Genomic DNA, 15843 nt, shown 5'->3' on the forward strand with positions numbered 1-15843 from the left:
AGGCTGATAACATCCTTAAAATTGAGGTTAGCACTACTATCAGTACAGGGAAACACACTTTTCTACAATCTTTCGACGGTCTTGTATGACCAAATAGATAATTTTTACTTGAGTAGTTCGATCATACTACTCATACTTACGTATTTTAGCAGCCGGAACATAATCAGTGTCTGCGGTAATATCTGCAAGTGTTCAGGGCATCGCCTTTTGGATTTACTGCTGAACCACATCTTACCCCTAATAACTCAATTGGCACTGAGTTTTGGAACAGTAAGGATATAGCGTGACATTATGGTTTTTCAGAAAACTGAGGTTGCTATAGACTTCCCAAAGGGAATATTATATGTATTTCAAGTGCTGAATATGTGATCGCTCTCAAAAGTTAATCTTTCTGGGAGCGAATATCGTTGTGATATAGCTGCTTCAGCATCGGCCATCAAAGTTTTCAGTACAGGTGATTCTTCAAAAGCAGAAAATTATCCTGCATACAATAAAAGACTCCTAAAGCTACAACAATTCATCTAGTTGATCAGGATTCACGCCTAAGTGACGCAAACGTTCTGCTAATTGTTCTGCTTTTCGTTTGGCTTGAGCAGTTTCTGGTTTAGCTTCTGTAGCTTCTTGTTCCGCAATCATATCTATCAACGCTGATTTTGGGAATATACGCCCAGTCGGGAGCTTTAACGACGATTCTGCCATTCAAGGTGGCGCAGATGCCGTAATTTGTTGGTGTGAGGGCGTTAGGTGGGAGTTTTCCAGCAAGTTCTAAGCTTTGTGTAAGTGCTGCGACTAAAGCTGGTTGATTGATGTTGTCCAGTGGATCGTCTGGCAGTTTGTAATCATCGGGTAGTTTTATCCCAAGTGATTTGGTAATCTTGGGTAAGGGCTGTCATGGTGGGTTGTCCTTTAGTGTAGTGTTAAAGTCTCGGATTTTCCCCTGGTGTTTGACTCTATTTAGATCCCTCCAATCCCCTTAAAAAAGGGGGCTATGGTTACTCATCTTCATCGGGTTCTAAATCGTCGATTGTCAGTTCCTGATGGGGGATGGCGGCGATAATTGCATCTATTACTTTGGATACTGGTAATATCTCAATATTAAGATCAGGGAATTTTGTCCCTTTTGGCACGATCGCTCGTTTAAATCCCAACTTAGCAGCTTCTTTTAACCGCAGTTCCATTTGGGAAACCGATCGCACTTGTCCGCCTAACCCAACTTCACCGATCAATACTGTACCGGGATCGACGATGCGATCACGGAAACTGGCAACGATCGCGATCGCTATTCCTAAATCTACGGCTGGTTCTTCCACATTCAACCCACCCGCAGAAGCAACGTAGGAATCTAACTTGGACATGGGAATTCCCACCCGTTTTTCTAAGACAGCGAGAATTTGTACCAAGCGGTTGTAATCTACGCCAGTACCAGCACGCCGGGGGGAAGGGTAGCTAGTAGGACTCACCAAAGCTTGCAATTCTACAACTATCGGGCGAGTGCCTTCGCAAGCAACGACAATCGCAGTACCAGGCGCAGGATCGTCACGGTTACCTAAAAATAACTCTGAGGGGTTGGCAACTTCCCGCAGTCCATCTGTCACCATTTCAAAGATGCCGATTTCGTGAGTTGCGCCGAAGCGGTTTTTCACTGTCCGTAATAACCGATGGGAGGCAAAGCGATCGCCTTCAAAATACAACACCGTGTCTACTAAATGTTCTAAAACTTTTGGCCCAGCGATCGCTCCTTCTTTGGTGACGTGTCCCACAATCAGCATAGTCACATCTTCGTGCTTCGCCACCTTCATCAATGCTGCTGTACATTCCCGTACCTGAGCCACCGAACCGGGCGCAGAAGTCAGCGCCGGAAAGAACACCGTTTGGATACTATCAATTATTGCCACGTTTGGTTTTAGAGAGTCTATTTCCCGTAAAATTTCTTCTAAATCTGTTTCTGGCAATACATATAAATCTGCACCTATACTGTCAGGGTCTATAGGTAGTGTAGTATCTACTACCACTGTTACCTTCTGATCATTAACCAGATTTACGCTTTTTGATACTCCCAAACGAGAAGCTCGTAATTTTACCTGCTGTCCCGATTCTTCACCAGTTACGTAAAGGATGCGATATTTCTGTGCTAATTGATTTGATACTTGCAACAATAAAGTCGATTTACCAATACCCGGATCACCACCAATCAGCACCATAGAACCTGGGACAACTCCACCACCAAGCACCCGATCTAATTCTCCATAACCAGACTCCCATCGAGCAATTTGGCGATCGGTAATTTGGTCAAATGTTAAAGAGGCTCGCGCTTTAGCTGGTTTAGCGTGAGATTTGCCATTGGTTTGAGTTGATTGCCAACCACTCACTCCCCCTCTACTGGGTACATCTACTGAAGACTGGATAGTGATCTGTTCTTCTAGAGAATTGTATGTGCCGCAAGCTGGACACTTACCAAACCACTGGGGCGATTCTGCTCCACATTCGTTACAAACGTAAAAGGTTTTTGGCTTTGCCATTCTTAAATCTTATTAAATATTCTTAATATTTGCTTAGTTCTTGGGAAAAACTAAAAACCAATAATAGTAGTATTTAGAGCTTTTTCCAAATCAATTGATGGAATGATATCTTAATATTATGGTATTAAAAATTAATCATGTAAATTTTTAGTGAAGGAGCGTTGAGAAACTTGGAAAGCCATAAAGAAAAAATCTTGGTGGTAGATGACGAAGCCAGCATTCGCCGGATTTTGGAAACGCGCCTTTCCATGATTGGCTACGATGTAGTGACAGCTGGTGATGGGGAAGAAGCTTTGGAAACTTTTCGTAAAACTGATCCTGACCTGGTAGTTTTAGATGTAATGATGCCAAAGCTAGACGGCTACGGTGTATGTCAAGAATTGCGAAAAGAATCAGATGTCCCCATTATTATGCTAACAGCTTTGGGGGATGTAGCCGATCGCATCACTGGGCTAGAATTAGGTGCTGATGACTATGTAGTTAAACCATTCTCCCCGAAGGAGCTAGAAGCTCGAATTCGCTCGGTGCTGCGGCGGGTAGACAAAACCAGTGGATCTGGTATTCCCAGTTCTGGGGTAATCCATGTCGCTATTATTAAAATCGATACGAATAAGCGACAAGTCTACAAAGGTGATGAGCGCATTCGATTGACAGGTATGGAGTTCAGCTTATTAGAGTTGTTAGTAAGTCGCTCTGGAGAAGCTTTTTCCCGTTCGGAAATTTTGCAGGAAGTTTGGGGTTACACACCAGAACGTCATGTGGATACCCGTGTAGTAGATGTGCATATATCCCGTTTACGGGCAAAGTTAGAAGATGATCCTAGCAACCCAGAATTGATTCTCACAGCGCGGGGTACTGGTTATCTTTTCCAGCGGATTATTGAACCAGGGGAGGAGTGAGAAAATGAGGGAACAGGGGGAGCAGGGGAAGCAGGGGAAGAAGAACAATTGATTATTGCCCAATGCACAATGCCCAATGACTAAATCTGATCCTAATCGAGTTTTGCGGCGTCTGCCCATTGTTGTGGGTGGGCTAGGCGCTGTGCTTTTGTTGATTAACCGTTTATTGACACCAGAACTAACCCAATCTCAATCGCGTGGTGATGTGGTAGGCGTGATTTTGAGTGCGGTGTTAATTTTGACGGGTTTGATTTGGCAGCAAGTTCAGCCGCGATCACCTGATACTGTAGAACTAATTGGAGAAGAAGGTTTTGTCCTAGCACCAGATTTACCTGAAGCTGTCAAAACAGAGCTAGCTTGGGCATCTCACTTATTGTTGACCAATACAGTAACGCGATCGCTGGTGGTTTTTTATCAAGGTAAAGTTTTGTTGCGTCGCGGTATTCTCGGTACTAAATCTGAGGTTGTACCAGGAGTAATCTTAAAACAGGTACTCGAAAAACAAAAGCCGATTTATTTAGTTGCTCTAAAAATATATCCAGGTAAGCTTGAATTTGATTATTTACCAGAAAATACTCAAGGTGTAATTTGTCAACCTATTGGCAATCAAGGTGCGCTTATTTTGGGAGCGAATGCTCCTCGCAGTTTCACCAAACAAGATGAAAACTGGATTGCGGGAATTGCTGATAAATTAGCCGTTACTCTTAATACTTAGGTTATTCGCTAGTTTAGAAGTCAGCCAATTTTGGTGAGACTTGGAGATTTTACCCTAAGTTCTGGAGCAAAGTCACAGGTAATCGGTATTACAAGTCATTGAGCGTCACGAGAGTATTTTGGATTAAAAAATTTCATCTAAAAGACGCTCTCTACGAGACGCTGCGCGAACGCGGACTCGCTCTAAGCGAACGCAAGAGCGTCTCTAAGAGTTGCCATGCCGCAGGCTTTACGCTACGCTATCAGCAATCCAAAATCGTTCGATGGTTCCTGAGCGAAGTCGTTGGCGCAGCCTCTCGTAGAGAAGGACTGAGCGAACGCAAGAGCGTCTCTAAGAGTTGCCGAAGTCTAAAATCTAAAATTCAATCACCAAGAAGTCAAAAAATTCCAACCTTCATTTTCCTGTGGTGTCTCTCCTTCTTTTTCTTCGGGTTCTTCCGGTATTTTTAAATTTTTCTGTTGAATTAAATTATCATATTCTCCTGAATCAACCCATTTTAATAACTCGCCAGCCCGCATAACCACCCAGGAAAGCCCGGATTCTGTATAGCTTAATATTTTGGTGACCTTATCAACACTATCAAAGTTATTGGATGCAAACTCACGGGCTTGTCCGAGGAAATCTTCGATTACAGCAGTAGTCAAGTACTCGTCTGGTAAACCTGCGAGTTTCATCAGTGTAGTAGTTGCTACCTCAATATCCTGACAAGCCAGTAAACCAGCCCGATCAGCAGTGAACCTAGCCATCATCCGCCAATTATACAAACCCAGTTCCATTCCACTGGCTACCAAGCCACCTACACCCAGTGTGGTACTGCTCAACAAATTTTTCAAAGTCGGCATCACAATTGCCATTTGGTGATAAACCATATGCTGACTCTTGATGCGAGCGATTTCGTGTCCAAAAACGTAAAGTAACTCATCTGGGTCAAGCCACTCCATTGCATCTAAATTGATACCAACAAGAGGTTTTTCCACCCCAACAATGTAGGTTTGAATGTGACCTGTGCCTCGAAACAGATACAGTTCAGGAACTGGAGCAACATCAAGAATTTGGCAGGTTTCTACAAATGTCTGATGCAATTGGGGAAAATTACGGGGTGAAATTCTGATTTCACTACCAAGGCTTTGCAATCTGAGTAAGCGATCGATGCCGTATTCGTTAACTTTTTTGAGTAGCAGGGAGACACCGGGCATATTTTGTAAAGAAGCCAAGGCTTTGCGATCAAAGGGGTGTTCGTAGGTTTTAGAACTTAGTCCAGTTAATATTTTTCTCGTCATGGGTTTTGAGCTTTAAAATAGCAGTTTAGGAAGCATTAGGTGATATGGCATAAATCCAGCTACCATCTCAATTAAGACAGGACTTACGCAAACTGGTCAAAAGTAGGCAAACTTCCACCACAGCATACTAAGCATTTGTCACTATCTTGCCCAGATAGAATATACAGTAGGGACGCACGGCTGTGCGCCCTTACGAGGAAATTTACAATTGATCTATGCAAATTACTTATTGGTTATTAATTGCCGTAATGGTTGTGGGTGTTATCGGTGCCGTAGTTCCAGCCATTCCTGGTAGCAGCTTAATTTTAATTGCAATTATCGTTTGGGGAATCGTTAGTAGTTCCTTTGCAGCTATCAAGATTCCACTAATTGTGACAGTTATAGTTTTACTGCTCAGTGTCGGAGTGGATTTTTTAGCTAGTTATGTGGGAGCAAGACAAGCTGGAGCTAGCAAGTGGGGGCAAATTGGCGCAATTGTCGGTTTGGTCGTGGGATTTTTAGGATTATTACCAACACTGCCTTTTGGGGGGCCACTGTTAGGAATTTTACTAGGGCCGCTTTTGGGAGCAATTATTGGTGAGTACCTTTACCGACGTGAATTAGGGTTGGCGGTTAAGGCGGGTATAGGAATTGTAGTCGGGTCTTTAGTTGGAAATTTGATTCAAGGGTTGTTAGCGATCGCCGCAGTTGTAGTTTTCATTGTGACAACTTGGCCACAGGTATTTAGCTCTTAGCATTTGAAAAATCTCACAGATTTGAGAACAGCGGTAACAGCTAGCAGTTAGCTATTTATTACAAACATTCAATTTGATAACAAAGACTATCCATAGTAAACAAATACAGCGGTTCCTCCCATTTATTCTCTGAGAGGAACCGTTTCAGTAAATATTAGTAACTGGAGAGATTATAGATATACTGTATACTCCATTTATTTAAAATATGGTTGAGTAAGTTTAAGTATTAAAAATATCCATTGTACTTGTACGAAAATTATCTTTCTTCAAGTCAGAGCTATTGCCAACAATTTAAACCCTGTGAAATAAAAGATATATGAAGCACAGGTATGTAAGTAATTAAAATTTCATTAAGGATAGTAATGCATTGAAGATGTGATGAAGACCACTCAGTAAATCTTGCAGGCTCTAAGTCTATGTGATTTCATGGAGATAAGAAATATATCTGACAAGTTTCGCTTTCACTGACAGTAGTTTCCATAAATTACTGAGATTAAAAGTAAGCGATCACTCTAATTTAAGGTTATTACTAGGAGCCTCAAACGACAATGATTGGTTTTAAATATAAATTATTAAATGCAATTTTAGCTGTTACTGCTGCAATCCCTTTAGCTACCGCTGGGTTGTTTACCTCTGCTGGGTCTGCTCAAGCATACACTGGTAGTTTTAACTACATTCCCTCTTATAATAGTTCTACTGATGAGGCAACTGATGTCACTCTTAGCCAAAACTATGTAAACTTTATTCCCAATCCAGGAGCAATTTTACTTACACATCGGACAGGAGATTTTGCATCTAATTCTACAGGTTTTATCAAAAGCTTCCAAACAAATCCATTCATTTCTTCTGCGTTTATTGATGTTGGTGCTTTGGACGGAAATAAACTGCTTAGTTTGACCAGTCTCGATCCAGCAGTTTTTACTTCACAACCTGGAGGAATAGATATAAACTTGGCTTTCAAGGGACTCTTTGAAGATGGAAGTAAAGCAGAAGGATATATCACTTTTGCTATTCAAGATACTGCTGCACAAGCAATTTACGAGAATGGTGGAACAATTTCTGGAACTTTCACAGGTCTTGCGGTAAGTACAGTTCCCGAACCAGCTGCATTACTAGGCTTGGGTGCAGTAGGTGGAGTGATGGCTATGTCTCGCCGCCGCAAAGGTGTCGTTCAATAGACCGATCCTAAATATAAAAAAGTTACTTTTAGAAACTAAAAGTAACTCTAATTTATCTATTCAAACTGGCTGGAATGCAAAATTTTCCCAACCAGGTCGAATTTTTTGATCCTGTCAGATAAATCTATTTAAGGATGACTTTTCTTAACCTTAGATAGACTTAAACTGATTGCAAAGAATTTTTGGCTTCAGTTGCGATCGCTTCTACTTGATCATTAGCCAGAGTTTCTAATATAGATTTGGCTTCTGCACTACCCAAACGGGCCAAGGCTTGTACAACTCTGTAACGAATTTGCCAATCTGGATTGTTGGCATAGGGAGCCAACAGGGTAACTGCTTGTGAATCTCCCAAGTCACCCAAAGAACTAATAGCAGCAGTTTGAACTAATTCGTTTTCTGATGAGAGTGCCTCTTTAAGTAGTTCAAAGGCTCGTGGATCGCCCAACTCTCCTAATGTAGCAATGATACTGAATTGGATTAGCCATTCATCGGTTGTATGGTAAAGCTGCTGCAAGTCTTCAAAAGCTTCATGTAACTTTAGAGCACCCAAACAGTCTGCTGCTGCTGCTTGTACATCTACTTCAGAGTCATGAAGCAAGCGATCGCGCAAGATATCCAAGGATAATTGTAAATCCTGCGTTCCGAGTGTATCCATTTGACTCACCGCCGAGTAACGGACACGGGAATTGCTATCGCCAATAGCATTTTGAATTAATTCAAAGCCGATCGCAGGTTCCAGTTGGCGGATTTGATTTACTGCACGTAAGCGATCACCTAAATCCTCAGAACTGAGCAATTGCTTAACAGACTCCGCATTAATACTCATTTAGTTATCCTTGATTTTCAAAGGTGTAAAAATATAGTTAACAGTCTGATAACTGTTAACTAACTAATCTTGACTTGCTGCCATTGCCCGAATAATATCACCACGAGTGATGATACCAATTACTTCACCCGTGCTCTCAAGTACTGGTAATCGGTGAACACTGCGATCATGCATGATTGTAGCGGCTTCCTTTAAAGTTTTATCAGGGGAAATAGCGATCGGGTTTTTACTCATCACCTCCCCAACGGTTTGCCCTAGTGCCTTGTGCAAGTCACGTTCATATGTAGCAGGATTTTTTAAATAGATAACGCTATCAAGAAACATAATGTACGCAGGTGGAGTAACACCAGTTTCTTGCCACATTAAATCGGTTTCCGAGATAATGCCCACCAATTTACCGACATCATCCACAACAGGTAATCCGCTAAAGTGGCGTTCTGCAAGAATTTGGATAGCTTCGTTGAGTGCAGTTTCTGTCCGAACGACAACTGGATCGCGGCTCATCACATCGGCAACGGTTTTAGGCATTTGTTTACTGACACCTTTAATCAAAGTCCCTGCGCTTATTGTAGAAAATTGCGGGACTCAACCTGATGCAATTAATAGATTGTTACGGTATTGGACACTTGTACTGAGCATCTCGACTTGCTTCTCTTCGAGAGGCTGCGCCAACGACTGCTTCTTTCTAGTTCCCAGTCCCTTTTAAGGCAGCAATAATTTGAGTATTTGCTTTAGGAAAAGTAAACTGCTCCAGTTCTTCCAAAGTTACCCAGCGAATTTCATCGGATTCTAAAGGTTGAGGAACACCTGTAACATGGCGGCAGTGATGTACTGTGAGAGTAACGCGCAAGTTTGTATAGCTGTGGTCGATAGTAATCAGATGCTCTCCCACTTCAATTACTATTCCCAGTTCTTCGGAAATTTCCCGTTGAATACATTCTTGGATAGTTTCACCAGGCTCAATTTTACCACCAGGAAATTCCCACAAACCACCCATCGCTCCTTCTGGACGACGGCGATCAATTAAAATTTGTTTTTGGTTATTCCAAATTACTGCAACACCAATAATTTTATGGGGTGGCAAAGGACTGGTTTCACTCATAATTGATTGGGGAGATGAAGAACTACTTTTGCTAATGGTAAATCCATGTACTATTCATATCCGTACAAAGGTGGTATTAATAATTTTTAGAGAACACGAAAATATTAATACCTCGGAAAACCTGGTGTAGATTTAGAATAGCTTAAGTAAGTGTAAATGGTTCGTTAAAAAATTGACTTTGATAACAGAGTTTTAGCCTTAACCTAAGCGGATTAGATGATAAGGGATACTAACTTCTAATAACAAAACTCGGCAGATTGGTTTGAATTCTGCCGAGTTTTGATTTATTACAAAGGTCGTCTACCGCTGTTAGTTTATCCACAAATGTGTATTAATCATTTAGCAATACGCCTCTAGTTGAACTAATCACCAACTTACAGGAGTTCACAGATAACCAAATCCAAAACTCCGCGTTACTCTACGCTAACCTCTGCACTCCTACCCTGCCGGAAGGTAAGCGTCTATGCATTTAAATTTCAACCTTAATTTGTCACTATTTTTGGATATTTAAAAAATTTAGCTGATGCATGACTGGGAATTAGCGGCGAAGATTTTGCAGAGGTTTATTTTCAATTTAAATCGCCGTGACTGTGAGTAGCTATCAGCCCAACAATATAGAATTTCCCAAATTTTATCTTTCTAGTCAACTTCGCTGTTATTGCTTTCAGTCCCTTGTAGGGCGATTTCAAAATTCATTCTCTGTTCAGCGTTACGTAAGAAATAACCACTAATCATTGCAGAAGCCAGAAGCCTACCCAGACTTTCTCGACTGGTGGTTACGCTGATGCCAAAATGTTCTGAGGGTAGATTACCCAATAGCCCTGTAATATTCCGTTCCATCACCTGAAACACTTCGGCAGATGTGGGTTTAGATAGTTGGGTAACTGTCTCAGGATTCAAGGATTTAACGTACTGCCATAGTAAATCGCTAGTTTCTGATTCGCTATTGAAAAATTCTGAGACATGATTGGATGGGTTATTCATTTTTTAGCTCCTTAACTACCACTGCTGGCTGCGGTGCTTGTGATTTAAATATTAAATGCCTGTTTTGGATTTGACTTAGCTAGCTATTTTGTCTTCCTGCCAACTAATCTAACAGCCTAGCGTAAGAGTGGAAGTAGTTGTAACCGTACCAAAGTCAGCGTATTTTCTCACCCTAATAAATAAAGTCAGGAGTGAAGAGTTAATTAAAAACTCATAACTCCTAACTTTCCCCTAACTTGCCAAATATTCATCCATGTTGGCTTTAGACTTGCGAAGTTTGGTTAAGGCTTCCCGCTCTATTTGCCGGACTCGTTCCCGGCTGATATTAAGTATTTCACCGATCCTAGCTAGAGTCAGTGCTTGCCCATCAGTTAAGCCAAAGCGTAGCGTGATCACTTCCCTCTGTTGTGACGTGAGGTCGCCCATCAGGCGATCTAAGTCATAAGATAGGGAAGATTGCATAACAAACTCTTCTGGAGATGCTCCTGGATCTTCCAGCATTTCTCCAAGTTCGGTGTCATAATTATCACCTAGCCGCAAATCCAAGGAAAGGGGCAAACGCGCCTTTTCTAGATACTCTCGCACTTGCTTGGGTGTCAATTCTAATTCTTGAGCTAGCTCACCAGCTGTCGGAGCGCGTCCCAACTTTTGAGACAATTGGCGCTGTGCCTTTTTAATTTTATTTAATTTTTCAGTGATATGGATAGGTAGGCGAATGGTACGAGCTTTTTCGGCTATTGCACGGGTGATCGCTTGCCGAATCCACCAATAGGCATAGGTAGAAAACCTGTACCCTTTGGTAGGGTCAAACTTTTCTACACCCCGTTGCATACCAATACTACCTTCTTGGATCAAGTCCAGTAAATCGACGTTGCGTTTTATGTACTTTTTGGCAACAGAGACTACCAGCCGCAAATTGGCTTCTACCATCTTACGCTTGGCAATTTCACCATCAGCGATCGCTTCGTTCAAATCTGCTGGTTCTAACTTTGTCGTTTTGGCCCACTCTTCTAAAGTCGGTTGACGACCTAACTGGGTGGCAAGAGATTCCCTTGATTCGTGCAAAGCGCAGGAACGTTGCACCTGTTTCCCATAGAAAATCTCTTCCTCGTGGGTTAAGAGTGGCACACGGCCAATCTCACGCAGGTAAGTCCGCACGAGGTCTGTGGCTGTCTGAGCGGTCTTCATGGCGCTACTCTTTGGTAATGATGGGTTTGGCGGTAGGGTCATTAAGGGATAGATGCTTTATTAGGGTGCTACCCAGTCAGACTGGGAACCCATACTATGGTTTGCAATTTACGCGCCCGATAAACACGTAGCGCTCATAATAATCAAATTTAGGCTTCTTAACTGCTAAAAGTTACAGTTATTTCCTACTTCTCACAAGTATCTACAGTTAGATAAAAGGTAGCTTCTTAAACATTTTTCTATAGAAACCTTATTAACAATTGTAACATTTATGAGAATGTTTTGGCTATATGGCGACATTAAATTTCCTGGTTGTTCCAGTTCATCCAATATTGTCCTTTCTCTCAAGGCTGACTAGAAGTCAATTTAAGAAATTATTTGGTTGACATAAGCTTCCTCATATTTGTTAAGGTATCTTTAATGAGAACTATAGTCATTCTCTTATAACAATTACTTAATTTTCTTGGACATTGGGCACAAGAGGCAAAGGGGCAGTTCTTGCTGGGGGCAAGAGGGAGAATTAAAATTACTTCTTTCCCCTCTTTCCCCCCACTCCCTGCTCCCCACTTCCTACTCCCTAGTAATCGGGCAGAACTCTTGAATGGTTTTTACACCCAAAGTCGTATTTTGTAAAGAACGGATGGCGGCGACGGTAGCTTTTGCGCCGGCGATGGTAGTAATGATGGGAATTTTGTAAGCTAAGGCTGTGCGGCGGATTAACCTAGCATCAGTCTGGGCTTCTTCCCCTGAAGGTGTGTTGATAATAAGTTGGATTTTCTGGTTTTTGATTGCATCTAGGACGTGGGGACGACCTTCATGGAGTTTTAACACTAATTCAATATTTAATCCCTGTTCAAGCAGAACTCGCCGTGTACCAAGGGTAGCCATCACTTTAAAGCCCAAATCGATAAATTCCTTCACCACAGCACCGGCAGACGCTTTATCGCGATCGCTCATTGAGACAAATACAGTTCCCGTCAGTGGTAAACGCTCCCCAGCACCCATTTCCGCTTTGGCAAAGGCCCGGCCAAAGTCGCTGTCAATCCCCATCACCTCACCAGTAGATCGCATTTCTGGGCCTAATATTGTATCAGTTCCTGGAAATTTATTAAAGGGTAATACTGCTTCTTTTACAGCAATATGTGTGGGAATGATTTCCTCGGTGAAATGTAGCTCCTCTAAGGTTTTACCTGACATAATTAAGGATGCTAGTTTCGCTAACTGTACGCCCGTTGCTTTAGAAACAAATGGGACTGTGCGAGAGGCGCGGGGGTTGGCTTCCAAAATGTAAACTTGGGGAGAATAACTACTTGCGCCAACAACGGCAAATTGGATATTCATCAACCCCACGACTGACAGCGCTTGTGCTAGCTGCACCGTCCAAGTGCGAATTTGATTGAGAACTGCTGGTGATAGGGAAATCGAGGGTAAAGAACAAGCGGAATCTCCTGAGTGAATCCCCGCTTGTTCTATGTGTTCCATGATGCCACCAATCACTACCCGTCCTGTGTGATCGGCGATCGCATCTACATCCACTTCAATCGCGTTTTCCAAAAACTTATCAATCAAAATCGGATGTTCTGGTTCCACTAGTACCGCAAAGGTCATATAGCGTTCCAATTCAGCATCGGAATAAACGATTTCCATTGCCCGTCCTCCCAATACATAGCTGGGACGCACCACTACGGGATAGCCAATGCGTTTGGCGACAATCAACGCATCTTCGTAACTCCGGGCGATACCATTAGGCGGTTGGGCAATATTCAACTGTTGAAGAATCTTTTCAAACCGCTCCCGATTTTCTGCCATGTCGATGGAATCTGGTGATGTACCCCAAATTTTAGTGATCAGTTCTGAAGTGTCATTGTTAAGAAACTCTTGTAACGGCAGAGCCAACTTCAGCGGTGTTTGTCCGCCAAACTGGATAATTACCCCAACTGGATTTTCAGTTTCGATAATGTTAAGAACATCTTCTTTTGTTAACGGCTCAAAGTAAAGGCGATCGCTGGTATCATAGTCAGTCGAAACCGTCTCTGGGTTAGAGTTGACCATAATCGTCTCATACCCCCCTTCCTTCAAAGCATAGGCGGCGTGACAACAACAATAATCAAACTCAATTCCCTGCCCAATCCGGTTGGGGCCACCACCCAAAATCAATACTTTTGGCTTGGTTGCTGGTAAGACCTCTGTTTCTTCTTCGTAGGTAGAATAGTAGTAAGGAGTAAATGCTTCAAACTCAGCAGCGCAGGTATCCACTGTTTTGTAAACCGGGATGATTCCTAGTTGTTTGCGGTAGGCGCGAACTTCATCTTCGGTGGTTTTGGTGGCATAGGCTATTTGGCGATCGCTATATCCGTCCCGCTTCACTTCATAAAGTTGTTCTTTTGTCAATTGCTGCAAAGATGTTCGCTTCAGGAATTTCTCGATATCTAACAGTTGCTGCAATTTATCCAAGAACCATCGGTCAATACCAGTGAGTTCGTAGATTTCCTCAATAGTCATCCCTTGCTGCAAGGCATGGCGCACGGAGAAAATGCGATCAGGGTTAGGTGTTCGCAATTGGGCGCGAATTTGTTCACCACTAGGTAATTTCTCGGCTTTGTCGCAACCCCAACCAGCACGTCCTGTTTCTAGCGATCGCAGCGCCTTTTGGAAGGATTCGTTGAACGTCCGCCCAATTGCCATTGCTTCCCCGACTGACTTCATTTGGGTTGTCAGCACTGGGTCGGAGCCGGGGAACTTTTCAAAGGCGAAGCGGGGGATTTTTGTCACCACATAGTCAATTGTCGGCTCAAAGGACGCCGGAGTTTTCTTGGTGATGTCATTTTTAATTTCATCCAGGGTGTAGCCCACAGCCAATTTTGCTGCCATTTTGGCGATCGGGAAACCTGTGGCTTTGGAAGACAAAGCCGAACTGCGGGAAACACGGGGGTTCATCTCAATTACAACTACATCCCCTGTAACTGGATTGACGGCAAACTGGATATTTGAACCGCCAGTTTCCACACCGATCTCGCGGATGATTTTAATTGCCATATCCCGCAGCCTTTGATATTCTTTATCAGTGAGGGTTTGCGCGGGAGCGACGGTAATCGAGTCTCCAGTGTGGATGCCCATAGGGTCAAGGTTTTCGATGGAGCAGATAATCACCACGTTATCTGCCAAGTCACGCATCACTTCGAGTTCGTATTCTTTCCAGCCGAGTAAAGACTGGTCAATGAGAATTTGCGAAACGGGGCTGGCATCTATACCTACCTGTGCCATTTCTTCAAATTCTTCTTGGTTGTAGGCAATACCGCCGCCACTTCCACCCATTGTGAAGGCTGGACGAATAATTAGGGGATAAGTACCAATTTGACGGGCAACAGCTTTGGCTTCTTCTAAAGATTCGGCTGTGTCGCTGGGACACACGGCTACTCCAATCCTTGCCATTGCCTCACCAAAAAGTTTTCGATCTTCGGCTTTCTCAATGGCTGGTAGTTTAGCGCCGATTAACTCAACGCTGTACTTTTCCAACACCCCATTTTTGGCTAAAGCAACGGCGAGGTTGAGAGCGGTTTGTCCTCCCATCGTTGGTAGTAGAGCATCAGGGCGTTCTTTCTCGATGACTTTTTCGACCAATTCCGGAGTCAGCGGCTCAATGTAAGTGCGATCGGCCGTTTCCGGGTCGGTCATAATCGTTGCAGGGTTAGAGTTGACCAAAACCACTTCATAGCCTTCTTCTCGCAGCGCTTTGCAGGCTTGAGTGCCAGAGTAGTCAAACTCACAGGCTTGTCCGATCACAATTGGACCAGAGCCTAACAGTAGAATCTTCCGGAGGTCGTCACGGCGGGGCATAGTGGTTGCCTTGGAATACGAGAATACAAATCCTGATTATTTTAAGGGTCTTTACCCTCTGTCGTCCTTTTTATTATTAAGTTTTCTAAGTTTGATCACAGAGAGGGGAGTGGGGAATGGGGGATTACCTCGTTACCTTGTTCCTAGTCTCTGACTGGGAATGCCCCTGATTGAGGCTCTGCCTCCCTTACTCGCGGCAGAGCTGTAATGAGGAACATTTGCAGCCTCTAGCTAGAAACGAGATTTTAAAGGGGTTTGCCAATGCCCAACGATTATTTTGTATTTCTAATTTTATTTAATTGTGATGCTCAAATTTTTAAAGCTTTTGCGAATCTTTGTTATTTAATTTAGTGAAACTTTGTAATAGATGGTGATTTATTGTGGCATATATGTATCTGATTATTCAGCACAATTAAATTTCTTAGCTAAAAATATTTATTAACTAGCTAATTGCTAAATATTTTCAACGTTAAATATTATGTGAATCTATTTACTTAGATTAAAAAATGGCAGAGAGATAAAGATATCATTCTCTGCCATTTTTTATAATATTTTAAGAGTTAGTGGTGCCAACTTTTTCT

12 protein-coding genes and 2 pseudogenes are annotated in these 15843 nt (G+C 42.7%); 4 read left to right on the forward strand and 10 right to left on the reverse strand.

Annotated features, from left to right (window positions below; translation table 11 throughout):
- Nucleotides 1–507 precede the first annotated feature (507 nt).
- The 3 genes and pseudogenes from V7K40_RS19080 to radA form a co-directional block, all read right to left on the reverse strand.
- A pseudogene (locus V7K40_RS19080) lies at nt 508–636 on the reverse strand (Uma2 family endonuclease); the annotation flags it as partial.
- A gap of 1 nt (nt 637) precedes the next feature.
- Nucleotides 638–893, reverse strand: a pseudogene (locus V7K40_RS19085) (Uma2 family endonuclease); the annotation flags it as partial.
- A gap of 99 nt (nt 894–992) precedes the next feature.
- Nucleotides 993–2519, reverse strand: a complete 1527-nt coding sequence (gene radA, locus V7K40_RS19090; protein WP_334962369.1) for a DNA repair protein RadA — start codon at nt 2517–2519, stop codon at nt 993–995.
- A 170-nt stretch (nt 2520–2689) separates the two neighbouring features.
- Between radA and V7K40_RS19095 the strand changes: the two genes are divergently transcribed.
- Both V7K40_RS19095 and V7K40_RS19100 read left to right on the forward strand, forming a co-directional pair.
- Nucleotides 2690–3418, forward strand: coding sequence for a response regulator transcription factor (locus V7K40_RS19095; protein ID WP_273769721.1), 729 nt, complete (start codon nt 2690–2692; stop codon nt 3416–3418).
- A gap of 76 nt (nt 3419–3494) precedes the next feature.
- Nucleotides 3495–4133, forward strand: a complete 639-nt coding sequence (locus tag V7K40_RS19100) for a cofactor assembly of complex C subunit B (protein ID WP_334962371.1) — start codon at nt 3495–3497, stop codon at nt 4131–4133.
- Between the two features lie 365 nt (nt 4134–4498).
- Here the strand turns inward: V7K40_RS19100 and V7K40_RS19105 are convergent, their stop codons facing one another.
- Nucleotides 4499–5413 (reverse strand): M48 family metallopeptidase, encoded by a 915-nt coding sequence (locus tag V7K40_RS19105; protein WP_334962373.1) that lies wholly within the window; start codon nt 5411–5413, stop codon nt 4499–4501.
- Between the two features lie 215 nt (nt 5414–5628).
- Between V7K40_RS19105 and V7K40_RS19110 the strand changes: the two genes are divergently transcribed.
- Both V7K40_RS19110 and V7K40_RS19115 read left to right on the forward strand, forming a co-directional pair.
- Nucleotides 5629–6147 carry a DUF456 family protein gene (locus V7K40_RS19110; protein WP_334962375.1) on the forward strand — a complete coding sequence of 173 codons (519 nt, stop codon included), beginning with the start codon at nt 5629–5631 and terminating at the stop codon, nt 6145–6147.
- A 548-nt stretch (nt 6148–6695) separates the two neighbouring features.
- On the forward strand, nt 6696–7325 hold the full coding sequence (locus tag V7K40_RS19115; protein WP_334962377.1) for a PEP-CTERM sorting domain-containing protein: 630 nt from the start codon (nt 6696–6698) through the stop codon (nt 7323–7325).
- A 160-nt stretch (nt 7326–7485) separates the two neighbouring features.
- On the opposite strand, the gene V7K40_RS19120 is transcribed toward V7K40_RS19115, so the two are convergent.
- From V7K40_RS19120 to carB, 6 genes are all read right to left on the reverse strand, one after another.
- Nucleotides 7486–8151, reverse strand: coding sequence for a HEAT repeat domain-containing protein (locus V7K40_RS19120; protein ID WP_334962379.1), 666 nt, complete (start codon nt 8149–8151; stop codon nt 7486–7488).
- Nucleotides 8152–8214: 63 nt separating this feature from the next.
- Nucleotides 8215–8679: a CBS domain-containing protein gene (locus tag V7K40_RS19125; protein ID WP_334962381.1), complete on the reverse strand. Its 465-nt coding sequence runs from the start codon at nt 8677–8679 to the stop codon at nt 8215–8217.
- Between the two features lie 157 nt (nt 8680–8836).
- A complete protein-coding gene (gene mutT, locus V7K40_RS19130) occupies nt 8837–9253 on the reverse strand; it encodes an 8-oxo-dGTP diphosphatase MutT (protein WP_334962383.1) in 417 nt (138 codons plus the stop codon).
- A 639-nt stretch (nt 9254–9892) separates the two neighbouring features.
- Complete coding sequence (locus V7K40_RS19135) at nt 9893–10237, reverse strand: DUF760 domain-containing protein (protein ID WP_334962385.1); 345 nt, start codon at nt 10235–10237, stop codon at nt 9893–9895.
- Between the two features lie 231 nt (nt 10238–10468).
- On the reverse strand, nt 10469–11425 hold the full coding sequence (locus V7K40_RS19140) for an RNA polymerase sigma factor, RpoD/SigA family (RefSeq protein WP_334962387.1): 957 nt from the start codon (nt 11423–11425) through the stop codon (nt 10469–10471).
- A gap of 570 nt (nt 11426–11995) precedes the next feature.
- A complete protein-coding gene (carB, locus tag V7K40_RS19145; protein WP_334962389.1) occupies nt 11996–15262 on the reverse strand; it encodes a carbamoyl-phosphate synthase large subunit in 3267 nt (1088 codons plus the stop codon).
- Nucleotides 15263–15843: the final 581 nt, after the last annotated feature.

The sequence above is a fragment of the Nostoc sp. genome (assembly GCF_036917195.1).
Taxonomy (GTDB): domain Bacteria; phylum Cyanobacteriota; class Cyanobacteriia; order Cyanobacteriales; family Nostocaceae; genus Nostoc.